At 44.3% G+C, this 18289-nt stretch carries 7 protein-coding genes; 3 read left to right on the plus strand and 4 right to left on the minus strand.

The features are described 5' to 3' along the window. Positions 1–66: 66 nt before the first annotated feature. The 3 genes from H6571_01940 to arsC all read left to right on the plus strand — a co-directional run bounded on the left by H6571_01940 (position 67) and on the right by arsC (position 6209). Complete coding sequence (locus H6571_01940; GenBank protein ID MCB9322477.1) at positions 67–4281, plus strand: response regulator; 4215 nt, start codon at positions 67–69, stop codon at positions 4279–4281. Positions 4282–4808: 527 nt separating this feature from the next. Next, entirely contained in the window at positions 4809–5738 is a 930-nt protein-coding gene (locus tag H6571_01945) for a cellulase family glycosylhydrolase (protein ID MCB9322478.1), read from the plus strand. Between the two features lie 129 nt (positions 5739–5867). Further along, on the plus strand, positions 5868–6209 hold the full coding sequence (arsC, locus tag H6571_01950; protein MCB9322479.1) for an arsenate reductase (glutaredoxin): 342 nt from the start codon (positions 5868–5870) through the stop codon (positions 6207–6209). 89 nt (positions 6210–6298) lie between these two features. Here the strand turns inward: arsC and miaA are convergent, their stop codons facing one another. The 4 genes from miaA to H6571_01970 all read right to left on the minus strand — a co-directional run bounded on the left by miaA (position 6299) and on the right by H6571_01970 (position 18284). Then, a complete protein-coding gene (miaA, locus tag H6571_01955) occupies positions 6299–7447 on the minus strand; it encodes a tRNA (adenosine(37)-N6)-dimethylallyltransferase MiaA (GenBank protein MCB9322480.1) in 1149 nt (382 codons plus the stop codon). Positions 7448–7765: 318 nt separating this feature from the next. Continuing rightward, entirely contained in the window at positions 7766–8692 is a 927-nt protein-coding gene (locus H6571_01960) for a TIGR01777 family protein (protein ID MCB9322481.1), read from the minus strand. Between the two features lie 106 nt (positions 8693–8798). Next, complete coding sequence (locus tag H6571_01965; GenBank protein ID MCB9322482.1) at positions 8799–12257, minus strand: gliding motility-associated C-terminal domain-containing protein; 3459 nt, start codon at positions 12255–12257, stop codon at positions 8799–8801. Positions 12258–12467: 210 nt separating this feature from the next. Further along, complete coding sequence (locus H6571_01970; protein ID MCB9322483.1) at positions 12468–18284, minus strand: gliding motility-associated C-terminal domain-containing protein; 5817 nt, start codon at positions 18282–18284, stop codon at positions 12468–12470. Positions 18285–18289 lie beyond the last annotated feature (5 nt).

The following is an 18289-nucleotide window of genomic DNA, read 5'->3' on the forward strand; positions in this document are numbered from 1 at the left end:
TTCTTTATTACAACAATCTAATTTTTGTAACTTGTTACGATTTTTAAATTTGAATCTTCGAGATCAATGATCAATTATCGTAACCTTATCCTTTTTATGATTTGTGCTCCTGTTTTCCTGTTTGCGCAGGATAAAGGAATCAAATTTCAATTTGAAAAACTCCCGTCGGAAATAGGTTTCCCCAATTCAGGGGTAAATGATATTGTTGAAGATCATCTCGGTTTCCTTTGGATCGCCACCTGGGCAGGCCTGGCCAAGTACGATGGTTATTCGGTAAAAATGTATCGCCAGCAACCGGGTAATACCAATGGAATAAAAAGCAATAAGATTACTGAAATTTTTGAAGACAGCAAGGGTAACCTTTGGATTGGAACGAGTTATTCAGGCTTTTACCGCTATGACCGTGAGCAAGATACCTTTAAGCAGTTTTGCCGGGATCCGAAGGATATGAACAGTTTGAGCAATGATAATGTCAGTGCGATACTGGAAGATAAGAACGGAATATTTTGGATTGGAACGGAGAGAGGGCTGAACCGGTTTGACCCTGAAAGTGGAAACTACATCCATTACTTGAATGATCCTACAGACACCAGAAGCCTTAGTCACGATTTTGTTTATTCCCTGGCCCAGACCGCCGACGGATCCATTTGGGTTGGCACGGAGGAAGGATTGAACCGATTGGTTCAAAAAGGCAGCAAAGAATATTTTATCCGGTATGATCTTGCTCCTGCCAGAGCGGTTGATGAAATATACCTTAGCCATAACTTCATTTTTAAAATTATTCCCTCAAAATATCAACGGGATGTTTTTTGGATTTGTACCAGTATTGGTCTGAAGAAAATTCACTATTCAGCCACTGATCCTGCGTATCTGGAGTACGACTATTATGGCCATGAGATGGGCAACCCCAATAGCCTGAGTCATCCGTTTGTATCAGATATTTTGGAAGAAGATTCCTCCCTGGTGTGGGTTTCCACTTATAACGGTGTGAATTTGCTTAATACAAAAACGGGGTACAACAGATGTTTTACTGCAGTTAAAAACGACCCCAACAGCCTGAGTAACAATGTGGTTATGTCGCTTTCGAAAGATCGGACCAATAACCTGTGGATAGGATTGGACAAAGGTGTGAATAAGCTGAACCTCAACGCCAAAGCTTTTCAATTGATCCATCCGGAAACCAAGGATAATGCCGGGAGTAGTATCACCTGTATTACTCCGGCAGTAAGCCGACCGGGAGTATGGGTTGGCTCGAGGGGAGGAGGGCTGAATTTCCTGGCATTGGATGCTGACAATAATCTAACTTCAACTTCCCGGAATTATCAATTTGATGTCTCAAAAATGCAGGACCTTACCGGGTTTGTTTTCGATTTGTTATTAGACAAAGACGGTTGGTTATGGATCGCAACGGATGGCGCTGGAGTGATTAGAATTAAGGAAGACCAGATTCCAAAACAAGGAGAAGTGGTCAAAAATCTGCAGCAATTTACCACAAGTGACCAACAGCTCGGGGACAACTATGTGATGTCGCTTCTTCAGACCACTTCAGATGATATTTGGCTGGGCTACTGGGATAAAGGTCTCGACCGCTATGATGCGGCCACCGGCACTTTTTATCACTATTTACTGACCAGGGATCTGGATATAAATTTTCAACTTTACCCGATTGTACATCTTATTGAAACCATTGAAAATGGACAGGCTTTCATTTGGGTGGGGACTCGGGGAGGTGGAGTGTATAAATTAAAATTCGACAAAATATCCAATGCCCTGGAGCTGGTAGAATGGTTTCGTTCTGAAGGAGGCCAGGAGGGTAATTTGAGCAATGATTTTATCAACGACTTTTATATTGACACCAATGAGCAACTCTGGGTGGGCACAGATAACGGGCTGAATCTGCTGGATTCAAAAACAGGAAAATTTACCAGTTTTTATGAAAAAGATGGCTTGAGCAGCGGAACGATTCAATCCATCCTGCAGGACTTTTCGGGAAAGATATGGGTGAGTACCCAGCAAGGTATTTCTTACTTCAATTTTGTTGAGGGAAAGATGGCTATAAAGAATTTTGATGGGTTCAACGGCCTGCAGGATAACTATTACAATGATGATGCCGGCTACATTACGGATTCCGGGCAACTCATTTTTGGTGGCGTAAATGGTTTATCCGCCTTTAATCCAAATAACATCCATCTGGATACTATTGCTCCAAGGATTGTCATTTCAGATTTCAAATTATCAAACCGTTCCGTCGGCATTGGGGAAACAAGGAACGGGCATGTAATTCTCAATAAAAGCATTTCAGAGACCCTGGAATTGAAATTGAGTCATAAGGAAAAGGTAGTCTCTTTTGAATTTACCGGCTTACACTTTGGGGAACCTAAAAAAATTCAATACGCCTATCAATTGATAGGATTTGATCCGGATTGGGTGTATACGGATGCCACACAGCGTACGGCACATTATACCAATCTTCCTTACAAAGAATTCGTTTTTATGGTAAAAGCCGCCAACGGAGATGGAGCCTGGAGCGAACCGGCGGAACTGAAACTTGTTATTAATCCTCCATTTTGGCTTACCGGATGGGCTTATGTCCTTTACGGAATGGTGGCTGCATGGCTGATCTACATTGGAATCCGTTTGACCAAACTTCGGGCAGAATTTCGCCATAACCTGGAACTGGAACGGGTGGAGCGCGAAAAACTCGAAGAAGTGAATTGGCTGAAGTTGCAATTTTTTACCAATCTTTCCCATGAATTCAGAACCCCTTTAACTCTAATTATCAGTCCATTAGAGCAGTTTCTCCAGCAGCCCATAGACAAAAAAATGCATCAAATTTTTTCCAGGATGTACTATAATGCCAACCGCCTGCTTACTTTGATCAATCAACTATTGGATATTCGGAAAAACGAAGCAGGGCTGATGAATCTTCATGTTGGAGAGAAAGATCTGGTTGAGTTTTCAAAGGAAATTATCCTGTCCTTCAAGTATTTGGCCAAACAACGAAACATTAAACTTACGTTTGATTCCGCCCCTAAGGAAATCCCGGCCTTTGTAGATCATGAACAACTTGAAAAAGTTCTTTTTAACCTTCTTTCCAATGCTTTCAAATTTACCAAAGACGGGGGATCCATTTCCGTCGATATCCAGGAAAATGATTTCATTTATCTTTCTGTTTCGGATACCGGGATGGGAATCCCCGCAAATGAATTGGAGAATATTTTTGAAAGGTTCTACCAGGTTGAAAAAAATATCGACCGTTCCAGAAGAGGAGGTACAGGAATAGGTTTGTCCCTGGCAAAAATGATTGTGGAAAAACATCACGGAAAAATTGAAGTAGAAAGTACAGAAGGGGTAGGGACTACCTTTCGGATCAGGATCCTAAAAGGAAAAGATCATTTTACGGACAGTGAATTGCTTCCCGGTGAGAAGGAAGATCATACCAACTCAACATCAGGGTTTATTTTTCCTGAGCCACCGTCAGAATTATCTGAAATTACGATGGAAATGGATAAATCTAAAAATGGCAACAGCAATAAGCCGGGAATCCTGATCGTAGAAGACAATCCCGATGTCCGTGCCTATCTGCGTGAAAACCTGGAGCATGATTATAAAATAAGTGAAGCTTCTGACGGGCAGGAAGGGCTGGAAAAAGCACTCGCAGAACCGCCATCACTTATTCTTGCCGACATTGCCATGCCTAGAATGGACGGAATTGAAATGTGTGCCAGGATAAAATCCAATATTGTAACCTGCCATGTACCAGTCATATTACTCACCGCACGAACCTCCCTTATTTTTAAAGTGGACGGACTGGAAACCGGGGCCGATGATTATGTAACCAAGCCCTTTCATATGCGGCTGCTGGTCACTCGTATCAAAAACCTGATCGATAGCAGGAATGTGCTTCGGGAACATTTTGCCAAAAATTTTGACCTGAGCCCTTCGGGAGTGGTGCTGAATTCCATGGATGAAAAATTGCTCTCCCAGATCAAGATCGTGGTAGAAAAACATATTGATGACAGCGATTTTTCAGTAGATCAACTGGCCTCCGCCCTGCAAATGAGCCGAATGCAGTTGTATCGAAAACTAAAATCGCTCACCGGAAAATCTCCCAATCACATTATTCGGAGCTTCAGATTGCTGAGGGCGGCGCAGTTGCTGGAATCCGGGCAATACAATGTTTCGGACGTAACCTACCTGGTGGGCTATAATGACCTCAAATCTTTCCGCGATCAGTTCAAAAAAGAATTCGGTATGAGTCCTTCCAGGTATCATAAATAATCATTTTTTTGAATTAAGCCGTACTTTAACCAATTCATCCTGGTTTCTTTGAAATACCTGCTATTTTTCCGAAGGAAATCCATGTCAAAAACAATGGATGAAATCCATTGAGAAGAGAATAAGCACTGCCAACCCCGAAGCGGGTTGAATGGATGTTCGTAATCAAAAGCAAATTTAAACACGCTCTAATTTACTTTGGTCCTTAATAATTTTGACCGCATTCCATTTTCAAAAAATTTCCTGCACAGGCCGATTGGCCTAAAAGGTCCAATTGGCACCCGATCAACATTTACCCCCTTTTTTTGAATAAAACACCTCTGACCGGTTATTTTCATCTTGGTTAAGTTTGAACCAATGAATTAAAATGTTCTGCGATGAAAAAATTCAATTGTGTTCTCCTGTTAGTCTTTGGCCTAAGCCAGATTTTTCCTGTTTTCAGCCAGGATCATTTTTTTGATACTGACCGGGCAGATTGGTGGAATGAAGAATGGATTCCTGCCTACCAAATTAAATCAACCGCCCTGGATATGGATTTCATCCGGGTAAAAAAGAACAAATTGGTCAATGAAAATGACGAGATACTGGTTTTTAAAGGATTATCCATTGCGGACCCCGATAAAATAGTTAAAGATGGCCGTTGGAGCAAAGCGCATTTTGAAGTCATCAAAAGTTGGGGGGCAACCCTGGTCAGAATTCCTGTTCACCCTTTGGCGCTGCGGCAAAGAGGGATAAAAAATTATCTAAAATTACTCGACCAGGCTGTAGATTGGTGTAGCGAACTGGGCATTTATGTCATTATCGACTGGCACAGTATTGGAAACCTTCAAATGGAGATGTTCCAGCATGACATCTATGAAACGACCAAAAGAGAGACCTACTATTTCTGGAAAACCATCGCCAGGCATTATAAAGATATTCCTACGGTAGCTTTTTATGAAATCTATAATGAACCAACGGTTTTCAATGGAACCCTGGGCAGTTGTACCTGGGAGGAATGGAAAAAAATAGCAGAGGATATCATCGATATCATCTATGCACACGATAATAAAGTGATCCCTCTCGTAGGTGGTTTTAATTGGGCTTATGACCTTAGAAATATGGAATACAACCCGATAGCGAGACCGGGAGTAGCTTATGTAACCCATCCATATCCCGGAAAATGTGAACCTCCCCGTGAAAACCATTGGGAAGAACATTTTGGTTTTCTGACTGAAAGATATCCTATTTTAGCCACGGAACTGGGGTATTTCTTTGAAGGGGAGGAACACCTGATCGAAGACGGGACTTACCGGGAGGCTATTGTCAATTATTTTGAACAAAAAGGCATTTCCTGGTGCGCCTGGGTTTTTGATCCCAATTGGGTTCCTCAAATGATCAAAAATTACGATTACGAACCCACCCACCAGGGCGCATTTTTTAAGGAAGTAATGTTGGGGAACTACAAGTTCAGAGAGTAAAAAACTGTTTCATAAATACGATCAAGGCAGGATGCAGACCATTGGGTTGCATCCTGTTTTTTTTTTGCCTTTTTTCTTTGCTTTAGGTTTGTCCTTCAATTTTCCTTATTTTTGACCAAAACAAAAGCTATGCAAATTTATCATAATCCCCGATGTGGGAAGAGCCGCCAAACCCTTGCATTATTGGAAGAAAATAACATCCACCCGGATATTATCCTTTACCTCGAAGACACTCCTTCCCGGAAAGAATTGGCCTCCTTGCTGGAAAAACTGGGAATGAAGGCTTCAGAAATTGTCAGAACGGGCGAGCAAATTTTTAAGGATAATTTTAAAGGGCGAACGATTTCAGAAGATGAATGGCTCGATATTCTTGTGGAATATCCCAAACTGATCGAAAGACCGATTGTGGTAAAAGGAGACAAAGCTGTTTTGGGCAGACCGCCGGAAAATGTGTTGGAGTTGTTGGGGTAGAGGTTTGTTACTGGTTACTGGTTACTTGTTACTGGTTACTTGTTTCTCGTTGCTGGTTGACTTGTTAAAATATAGCTTGACCTGAAAAATTATTTTCCCATTTCTTCCCTCAATAACCTGGCTTCGTGGTTTAAAATCGTCTCCAGTTGCTGATCCCCCTCAAGTATCACCGGGTTGTACCAAACCGTTTTTTTGGGATGTATTTCAAAGGCCAGATAGGCCTTTAGGCTTGATTGGTTAAAGGCTGCGAGTACTTTAGTGTTTTGGGGGAACATTGTGTAGACTTCAATGCCTAATGCCGCAGAAGGCATTATTGCAAGTCTTAACTTTTCCTGCACCACGAGGCTAATGTAATCAAAAGCCATTTCTGTTTCCTCCGGTCGGAAATGCTTCCAGAAGCCATCCCTTCGCATCCAGGTGATCTGCCTTTTGGCATAACGCCTTGAATTTTGTTTGATCAGTTCCACAGCCTTTTCAAGGGAAAGTTTTGCTTCAAAATGAGCTATGAGCTCCTGATAACCTACCGTTTGAAGCCCATTCAGGTGCTTTTCGGCCAGAAGGCAATTTACTTCTTCCAGCAGTCCGGCGGCCATCATACCATCCACCCGGGTATTGATGCGTTGGTAAAGCACCTCACGAGTATGATGCATTTGCAGGAAAATGGGCTTGAATGATCGCTCCGGGTTTTTCCCTTTACGGAAAGAGGAGAAAGGTTTTGCTGTAGCACGGATGACTTCAATGGCGCGCATCAGTCGATGGGGGTTTTGCAAGTCTACTTGCTCATAATATTCCGGATCACCGGTTTTTAATGCTTCCTGTAAATACCCGATCCCTTTTTCCTCAAAATCTGCTTCAACTTGTTTTCTGATTCGTTCGGGCACTTCAGGAAATGCATCCAGTCCAAAACAAACCGCATTGATAAATAAGCCACTTCCACCACTCATCACCACATAATCCCGTGTCCTGAAAAGATCTTCCAGTAAAACCAGGGCCTCCTTTTCAAAATCGCCCACACTATAATCATCCTCAATGCTGAGACTGTTTATAAAATGGTGTTTTACCTGAGCCTGTTCCTCTAATGTTGGCTTAGCGGTCCCAATAGTCATCTCCCGGTAAAACTGGCGACTGTCACACGAAACGATCTCCGTCTGATAATGCCGGGCCAGTTCGATGGCAAAGGATGTCTTGCCACTTGCCGTAGGGCCTCCGAGAACGATTAAGTATTTGTTTGCAGACATAAGGCGAAGATAGGAAAAATGAAATACCCGGATTTCGAAAATGAACGAAATTGTCTATTCGACAATTTATTTTCGAAATGGGTGTTTCAAATACCCGAAAATCAAAAAACATTTCATCCCCTTTAAACAAAATCTAAGACCAGGCAAGATCTTCTATATGAATCCAGCTGACAAATTACCTCCTTTCGCCTTCTTCATTCTGCGATTCTGCCAGATTTAGCTCAAACTCCTTGAACTCTCCCGACCTGCGGTACGCAATTTCGCTGCGCTCAACTTGAACAATTTGAACAACTTGAACCATTTGAACCCCTCACCCCCCTAAGACCACCCCCGCGTCAAATCCAACAATGCCCGCTCCAGTTTAGGAAATTTGAATTCAAAACCTTCCGCAGGCAGCCTGCTGGAAACTACTTTTCTACTTTTAAGCAACAATTCCGTTTCGGTACGAATGAAAAAGGCGCCTATCTCTAATATCCAGGCCGGAGCCGGAATGCCGATCACATGCCCAGTAACCTTTCGAAGCGTTTTCATAAAATCAATGTTGCGGACAGGGTAGGGGGCTGCCCCGTTGATCACGCCTTCAATATTTTCTTCCTCAATGATCCATTCAATGATCCGGGCAAGATCTTCGATGTGGATCCAGCTGACAAATTGCTGGCCATCACCTTGCCGGCCTCCTAATGTCAATCGGGTGAGCCAGCGCATAGGGACAAGTGCACCGCCATCTCTGCCCAGGGTAATGGCGGAACGAAGGGCAATTCTCCTCGTTTGAGGGGTATCGGTTTTAAAAAATTCATCCTCCCATTGACGGCAGACCCTTACGGAAAATCCTTCTCCAGGCTGACCATTGATTTCATCATTTGGACTTTCCTCGGTAGTGTGACGGTAAATGGTGGCTGAAGCCGCATTGATCCAGACTTCAGGTGGTTTTGTACATTCTGCGATGGCTTGACCGATGGCTCTGGTGGAAAGGATTCGACTGTTGAGAATAGCTTCTTTATTGGCAGGAGTGTAACGGCAATCGACGCTTTTACCGCTCAGGTTGATGACGGCTTTTGCATTTTCCAGGAGAGTCGTCCATGGTCCGGGGTTAAGACCGTCCCAAAACACCTGATTTATGCCGGGTTGAGATTTTTTGGGGTTGCGGCTAAGGATGATTATGGAGTAATTCCTTTTGGCAAAGTATTCCGCCAGGTATTTCCCAATGAACCCGTTGCCGCCTGCTATAACTATCTTTTGTTCCATTGTTGTGATTTTGAAACAAAGATAATGGTTTATTTCATAACTTTCAATAATTATTGAAAGTTATGAAATAATTTGTTTTGTAAGAAAATGCAGTAGGGTAAGCTGCCTATTTCAGCAGGATTACATCCCCTTTGAAAACTTCAGTAATGCCATCGACAAATTCAATTTCAGCCATAAAGACATAAACGCCTGCATTTAGCGGTTGACCCTGGAATTTCCCATCCCATCGATTCCCGGGATCATTGGGTGCAAAATGAGTCCTTTCGAAAAACATATCTCCGGCTCGTGAGAAAATGCGGAATGATTTAATGGCTTGAACGCCCACTCCTCCGTAAATGCCAAAATCATCGTTGACTCCGTCATTATTAGGACTGAAAGCGTTTGGAATATAGATATTTCGGTTTTTATTTACCCAGATAAAAACCGCATCTTCTGCGGAACATTTTGTGAGGGTATCAAAAACGGCTACATGATAGAGGCTTGAAACGAGTGGACTGACCACAATATCGCCTACTTTCACGGTATCGGAATGATTCCAGGTGAATTCCAGCGTATTACTGTTGCTCAGGGCGGCCAATTCTATGGTTTCTCCAAGGGAGATTTCAAAATCTTCTCCCAGGTCGACAAACAATTCAGGAGGACCGTTTACGGTAATGTTCAGCAATACTTCACAGCCCGCAGCATCCTGAACCACTACTTCATAAGCTCCTTCCGTCAATCCGCTAAAGGTCTGGAAAGAAGAAAAATTCTCCCCGTCCACAGAAAAAAGATAACCCGGCATGCCCCCAAAAACGGTATCGACCCTGATCTCCCCACCGTTGGGAGGATCCAGACAGGTAATATCTTTGGCACTAACATTGGCCAACAATTGGGAGGGCTGGGTGAGGACATAGTCGGCATTAGCAATACAGCCCTTCTCATTGATAATCATGAGGTTATAATTCCCTGCTCCGAGGTTGGCGGCCACTGCCGTTTGAGCACCTGAGCTCCATGTGTAAGTAAGAGTGGTCCACGGGCCTGAAACATCGGCCTGCAAGGCACCATCTGATTCGCCAAAACAACTTACCTCATTTAAGACATCTATCCCCACAAGCAGGGGAGCCGACGGTTGTGTAATCTGGACGGAGGTATAAGCTTCGCATCCATCTGTATTGGTAACGGTAACATCATAAAAACCGACAGAAAGGTTGCTGATCTCCGGGGTAATTTCTCCATTGACCCAATGGTAAGAAGCTGCCGTTCCGTTCTGAAGTAAAACCCCTGCCTGCCCATCAGCACCCTGAAAACAGGAGACCTCCTGGATGGGATTTCCGGTGGCAATAAATTCCAGGGGTTCTATAATATCGAACGGAGAGACGGATTGACAACCGTTGACATCGGTTATCGTCAAAGTATAATTTCCGGCACAAAGACCACTTAAATCTTCGGTAATCATTCCGTTGGACCATAAATAAGTCCGGTTTCCTGTACCTCCTGAGCTGGTGATATCAATGGAGCCATCACAAAATCCGTAACAGGATGCATTTTGTATGGATTCAGTGACAAGCTGAAGCTCGGCGGGTTCATAAACATTGGCCATGAATGTAGTGTCAAAGAAGGTATCGGAAATGGTAATTTCCACGTCCCCGCCAGGCAGGTTTTCAATTGCAGTTTCCTCCCCCTCTGTTCCAATAACTCCTGAACCTGCCAAACCGGTTGAACTTTGCACCCAGGAGAAAGCATAAGGAGGCACTCCATTGTAGGTGGAAAACCGAATGATCCCGCTGGATTCCCCAAAACAATTGAGGGAATCATTTTCAAAAACAGGGATGATTCCCGTAAGAAATTCGACATCAAAACATTCAACGATTTCACAACCGATACCATCTGTTATCGTCACACAGCAGTTATCACCGCCTACAAGAGCTGTGGCGGTCTGTCCCGTTTCGCCATTGCACCATGCGTAGGTATAGTTGCCGTTCCCGCCTGTAGCAGTGGCAGTAGCCATTCCGGTGGCCGTCATGCCTATGGCAGGCGTCTGATCAATGATCAGGCTCAAAGGTTCCAATACGGTCAGGTTCGTAAAAACGATACTGTCACAACCGGCAAAAACCTGGAGAGTATCCGCATAACTGCCACTCATGGAATAAAAATTCGGCCCTACATGTATTTGAGCACCGGCACATATCGTTGTGTCAATGGTTAACTTGGGCGTGATATCCCCATTATCGGTAACCCTTATCTTAAAAATTCCTTTTGCGTTAAACCCGGTGCCATCCACCAGTATCCAATAGGGTCTGCCCGGATACAAACAGGTGGCAATCATGCTTTGATCCAAATCGTCAATATCATATTGACTCATGACATGACCAAAAGGGCCATTGCATAAATTATTAAAAGAACGATACAGTGCCAATTGAATGCCAATAGAATCTACAAGCCTGTCCGTAATCCCCTCGATGAGAACATGCCCTGAAGGAGGGGCAATAAAACTGAACCAGACGGAATGTTGGCTCACAAAAGCCTGAACATAAGGATCATCCGTGTCTGTGGCGCAAAAATTAGACACCCAATTCGGCGTTTCGACACTTCCCCCTTCGGGCACCGCGCCAAGGTCTTCAAATTCACATCTGAAATCACCGCCTTCAGTAACGCCAATGTCAATGACTTCCAGTCCGAAAATCCCCATTGGAAAGGTAGGCGCTGCCCCGTCAACCATGATAAAATAAGTGGTATTCGGCAGCGGGCATATTATGGACACCCATGCATCATTGGAATTATTGACAGAAAGAGCGGTTACGAGATCTAAAACACCTGTACAATCTCCTGTTTGGGAGGTATAAACCGCCACCTGGAGGTCGATCACATATCCTGTGTTTTCAGGATCACTGAGCGTATTGATGAAAAGCTCTCCTGAAGGATTAGGCCCTGTGGTAAAGGAAAACCACACCCCGGCATCATTAAAGAAATAACCATCATCAATGGGTTGAGGTTCGTTGGTATTGGTAGCGCACAAATTGCTGTAGAGCCCCTGTGTTGCATCGCCCAGTGTTTCCGAAAAGTTCAACATTCCCAGGTCAACAGCGCTGCATAAAATATCATTCCCTGTAGGAGGAATTAAGGACGTTGTGGAAATGGTGAAGTTGACCTCACCCCCTGAAGACAGGTTGTTCGGTAGCGCAAGGGTTTGTACGGAATTCGAGCCAATGGGAGGAATAAGAAAATTATTACAAATGGTCTGGCTGCATGACTTGGTCACATCACACCCGGCTCCTAATTCAAAAATTAAATTGTCATTTTCAAATGCATTAAAACATACTTCAACGGAAGCCGGGATATCCGCTACACAGCCGTAGTCGGCCGTGTATTGCAAATTCGGCAAGGCAGTGTAGCAATTTCCTGTTTCAGGGTAGAAAACTTCACCCTGATTTTCAATATTAACGCTCCAGGCCGGATCCGCAGCTCCGAAAATATCAGTACAGGTAGTCGTAGAATTTCCACTGTCAATGGTAACGGTGACCTGGATTTGAGCCCAAGCCGATAGGGTCATTAATATTGCAGGGAATAGTAGTAGTAATTTTCTCATTAATTTTTTGTTTTCAAAAAAAGCAGAAGTTGTTGTTACGGGGTGCAACAATAACAGAAGGGTGTGGAGAAAATAAGATGCCTAATTAACGCGGGGCAATTTACGATTATTATAAATCAAAAGAAATAATTCTGCCGCTGGAAGATCCATAAAAAAAGCCCTTTGCAAGATCGGTTACTTACAAAGGGCTTAAGTGGGAGTTAATGTCCCTTATTTTATGATCGTCACATCACCGCGAATAATTTCTCCTTTTGAAATATTCAGCCGCAGAATGTAGTAATATGTACCGTGAGGCAACTCTTTTCCTTCAGCATTTAGCCCGTTCCAGTCATTATTATAAGGAGCAGCCTGGTAAACAATATCTCCCCACCGATTGAAAATGATGATTTCATTATCCGGAAATTGATCAGGCGGATTGTTCGCAATGATATCAAAAATGAGAAAATCATTCAAACCATCCTCATTAGGCGTAATCGTATTCGGAATTTCCGGTTGGTTCGGGTCTTCAGGTACGATGATGATGATGGTCGCCTCATCGCATTTATCAGGGCAGCTTGTACTGCAAATCTGGTAAACGACTTCCGTTTCTCCTGAGGCCCCGGGCCCGACGGAGTAACTGTAAGTTCCGTTAACAAGACTATCCATCTGACCAAAAGAAGGTTCTGAAAGGAGTGTTATGGTCACCTCTCCTGTGGTAATGTCATTGGCTAAAATATTGGTAGAACCAAACCTGATCTCTTCCGTCAGTTCGATTAAATCGTTATTGGCAATAGGAGCCGATTCGCTCGAAATGATAAGCGTATCTGAACTGTAAGCGTCACATCCGTCAGCAGATAAAGTCCATATAAAGAGGTTATCACCCGGCAAAAGGGGCGTTGCAAGGGAAGTAGCCGAAGTTGGATCATTCACCGTGGTTGCGCCTAATGAAGTCCAAACGCCTGTTGTACCCGCAGGTAAATTCGCTGAAATGGTTATGGAATCTCCACAATGCAGTGAATCGATCATCGTTACCGCATCCGGTGGAAATTCAAAAGTGATCATAACTGTATCGGCGCTGGCACAACCGTTGTCCGTGTTGGTCACATCAATGACATAGGTGCCCGCACCTTCAACCATAGGAGAAATTCCTGTTGGATCTCCTACAATAGTTCCTGTGAGCGCCGTCCAATTATATTCAAATGCTGCCCCCTGGGAAGATCCGCTACCGTCTGCTGCACCGACCTCTCCACATTCAAGTATAAAATCTTCACCGGCATTGGCAACCGGTAATTCCGTATCGCTGTCCACGGTAACCACATCGGTGGCTTCACATCCGTTGGAAAGGAAAATAACATGAAGTTCATAATCTCCAGGCTCATCAACTTCAACCATCAGGTTGCCGTTTGGAGGGGTAATACTTCCTGGGCCAGTCCATTCAATAGTGCTGTAATCACCAGCGGCTCCGGTACCTGAGGCATCGAGTATGGAAGTAAGTTCGGCACAGGTAATCAGTGAGGGTACCTCAAAAGCAATGACGGGTACTGTTATGTCTGCCTCCACCAGGATGGTATCCAATCCGACACAGCCGTTGACGTTATTGGTAACGGATACGGAATAACTTCCCGCCTCGCAAACGGAAGTAACCAATGCATCAACAGGATTGGCAGCGCCGCCGTCAAGCCCGAGCCAGGCCACTGTGATATCGGCCAAACCACCCGCTGAGGCAGTAAGATCAACACATTCCTGAATACAAGTCAGCATTTCAGGATCTGCGATCGTAACAACAGGCACTTCAAAATCTTCTGCTACTTCAATCTCATCAGCAGTAGAACAACCGTTGTTAGTATTCATAACGGTAAGCTGGTAGGTTCCTGCCGTCATGACATCTGTCATCGGGGTGTTGTCCGGTGTCGGAGTTTCCCCGGCTACCGTATTGGCCCACAAGTAAGTATATTCAGGACCGGAAGATGAATTGTTCGACCCCAGGGTAACCACATCAGTAATACAGTTTAAAAACAACGGACCCGTTCCTGCATCCGCGACAGGTGAAATAGTATCCATTCCGATCACGAAATCTCCAATACCCACACATCCGGTAACTGGATCGGTTACACTGATCTGGTAAACCCCTGCCATATCCACCATGATAAATTCCAGTGTATCATCTCCAATAAAAGAATCTCCACTCCACAAGACGTCATAAACGCCATTCGGAGAGGTGATCATATCTGGTTGTAACGTAAGCGTATCATTTTCACAGGTAATATTTTGTATAAAGTTCGCACTGGTGACCACAGGAAGTCCTGCATTGAGGATCACTTCGGCGCAGTCGGAGGACGAACAACCCGATTCAGTATTGATGACCTCCAGGCAATAAGTACCTTCAGTATCTACCACCAGAAATGACTCCGTAGAAAGAATCATTCCATTGGAATCGGTCCAGGCATAGGCCATATTAACTCCCGTGGAGGTATTTGGTCCTTGCAGAGTATCTGATTCCACGGCACAGGTAAGCACCAGGTCCAGACCAGCATCTGCGACAGGGGCGATGGTATCGAGCGCCACTGTAATTTCCGCTATGGCGGTACAATGGGTTGATGTGTCCATCACTTCAAGTGTATAAACCCCTGCGGCAACGATTATTGGCATCAGCGTTGTATCGGTGCCCGAAACAAATTGGCCATCAAGAGTAGACCAGGAATAAATGTAATTTATCGGATTCCCATCCACTTCCGCAATGATCTGTATGGTGTCTACCAAACAAGTAAGGCTGGTATCCGCGGCCGGAATGGTGGTGATCACAGGAAAATCCTCGTTGGGCACCACCTGTATTGTATCTGAAGCCTGACAACTGGTAAGTGAGTTAAAGGCAACCAGGTAATAAGTCCCCAGGTCACTGACTGCAAAATTTGGATTGGTTGATAAAGAGTTATTGGCGCTGTCAAACCATTCATATTCTACAATAACCGGTTCATTATTTTGAGTGGCGGCATTTAAAATCACTGCAGCATCACATGTGAGGGTTATGGTTTCTGCACCATTATTGATGATCGCTTCCGGCAACAAACGGTCATCTTCTACCCGCACCGTATCGGTAATAGCACATTGGTTGATCTCATTTTCAACGGAGATCATATACAATCCTGGGCCTGTTACCTGAGGCATAAGCAAATTCTCATCCCCTGTAACAATATCTCCTCCTTCTAAAACACTCCAAGAATAAGAAATGGTATCTCCCACAGAAGACCCTGTACCATTGAGCGTTAATGTATCTGACAAACAAGTGTAAGATAAATTATTCCCGGCCTGAGCAATAGGATAGGTTCCTGCAAAAACCTGGGCCGTATCCATCGCACTACAACCGGATATGGGGTTCTCTGCTGTGAATTTAAAAATTCCGGGATGGTCAGCAAAATAGGTATTTCCAGGTAAGGTATTTCCATTGGAAAGATCGGTCCAGTAAACATTTGCACCGGGAGAGGCGGTTCCCTGCAACAATGCCAACCCTGTATTACAGTTGATGGTCGCATCATTTCCTGCATTTGCCGTAGGCACATTAATCGTATCCAACGGCACCACAAAGGTAAAAGTCTCGAATAAAATAGGCTGACTGTTGTCAAAAACAGTAACGAAAACAGTGTCTCCTGCGCACAAATTAGTGGCATGAAACGGCATGAACTGTTGCTGACCATTCTGATTCCATGTGGTCCCCAATGGTTCTGTGCCACCGGCCACGCTAAAAGTGATTTCCCCGTCACATTCTCCTGGACAAGTAGTCGGAACGATCACCAAATCCGTCAAGATGTATCGATCTTCAATACAAACCTCTCCATTTTCATAAACCAGGCTTCCCATGCCATTAGAGGTACTAACAATAGGAGCAGGGAAACTGGAGATTGAAACAGGAGTGCATACCGGAGCATCTCCGATGAGCTCAAAACACATTTCAAAAACGTCGGTTCCATCCGGAATAGCAGTGGCACCTGGCATGCTCCAGTCAATCCCAATCAATCCGCTCGAGCTGCCCGCTGTATTGAGCACCAACCCCGGCCATGTGCCAAAGTTATTGGCTTCAACGAAATTAAGCATGGTAGGATCCCAATTAATCCGAAGGGTGGCGTCTGTAATATTATCAAAGGATTCAACCGAAACGGTAACACATGCCGTATCCAGCCATAATCCGGAAACGGTATCAACATAAATGCCAAAACCTTCAGGGAATAAGGTACACAAATCACCAGGAGAATCGAGAATGCCAATATTTTCCCCGTTCGAGCTGGCGGAAATGGCTTCCGGTGCCAAAGGAACGGTGATCATTTCAAGGGGGGTGCAGGTACCCGGAGTACCTAGTGGAGCAAAACAGATCTGCATGATAACTGTTCCGTCATCGATGGTGATGGGGGTATTACCGTTATAATCAAAGAAAATTAATCCTCCGTTACTACCAGCATCCGTGATGTTGGCATTGGTAGCGCCAGGGAAATTCATAACGTTTGAGGAAATGTAATCAAAAAGAGCCGGGTCCCAGTTAAGGGAATATTGATAAGACGTTATCGAATCAAAATTGGATACAGCAATATCAACGCAAAATTCTTCGCCAAAAGTTGCGCTCCCGCTACCTAATGACATGGCAACACCCTCTGGCTGAATCACTTGTACCTGGCAGTTGCTAGGATTAATTCCGATGTTCGGTCCATTCATCGACTGAACATTGGAAGGGGATTGGATAAAGGTGAAAGGACTGTTCCCTCCAAGTCCCGTAACCGTAAAACAAACGTCAAATAATCCACCTCCGTTCGGGATGGTCGCCGGGGGAGGGCCTTGCCAATCCACGCTCAAAAATCCGTTTTGAATATTGGCAGAAATGGAGTTATTGAGGTTTACCACATTGGAGTTTAAATTTTGAACCCCGGTAAAAGTGAGAATCTGCTCGTTCCATTCCATCAGAAAAGACATATCGGTGATGGCGAAAAAATTATCACCAACCGTAACCTCCACGCAAAAATTATCATTGATATTAACGGGATCGCCACAATTGGCAAAAAGCTGCAATCCTATGGGATCACAATCCCCGGTGGTAACACTTCCCGCTGAATACTGATAGGGGAGTGAAAACCCATCCTCCGGAGAAGTGGTATTAGTAATCTCAACCAGTGCGCTGACGTCAATATCCAGAGAGGTATAAGATTCACAGGGAGCAAGAATATCAAAACATGCTGTAAAGAAAAGCGTTTCATCATCTACCGTTACACCCTGATCAGGCAAACTGGCCCAGGAAACCCTGAATTTACCTCCCGGCAAACAGTTAAAGTTGCTGCTGTTTAGATTGGGAATATCTCCCGGAATCTGATTGACACACGCTAATACGGTAGGATCCCAGATGATATCAAACTGGGCACTTTGCATGTCAATAAAATTCGACACCGAAAAATCGACACAAACCAAATCACCGGTATTGCCGGATTCCTGGGAAGCCACTATCTGAAGCGGGCTAACATCGAAAAACACGCATCCCGGTTCATTGATCACCATACCAATATTCGGGCAGCCAACGTTAAAAGTGAATGCTCTGTGAACTACCGGAGGATTATTTGGCGGGTTCACCACCTCAATGGGAGCACAACTGCCGTAATCGCCGGTGGCTGAATCAAAACAAATGTCAAAAACGGGCATGGCATTATTGATGTTAGGGAAAGTCACACCGGGACCACTATCATTTTCGAGGGAACATTCCAGATAAACCCAATCCATCATCATCGTTCCAAGCCCCTGGTTGATGCTAAAATCTCCAGGATCAAGCCCCAGAACGGCGGGGTTTATATTTTGAATATTGATGTTGGTAAAGTTGGCCGGATTCCATTGGAACATCACATTTTCAATAGAAAAAATATTGGGAATCCCCAAAGGGGCAAAACTTCCAATGGTGACTGTGATACAGCCGGCGTTACCATTGTTTACCGTAACGTCATTTAATGTCATTACAGGTTGGGCAATGGCCGATAAACTACAACCCAGTAAAAATACCAGGCTTATGAAAAAATTCTTCATAATAT

The sequence above is a fragment of the Lewinellaceae bacterium genome, from assembly GCA_020636105.1.
Lineage (GTDB): Bacteria > Bacteroidota > Bacteroidia > Chitinophagales > Saprospiraceae > BCD1.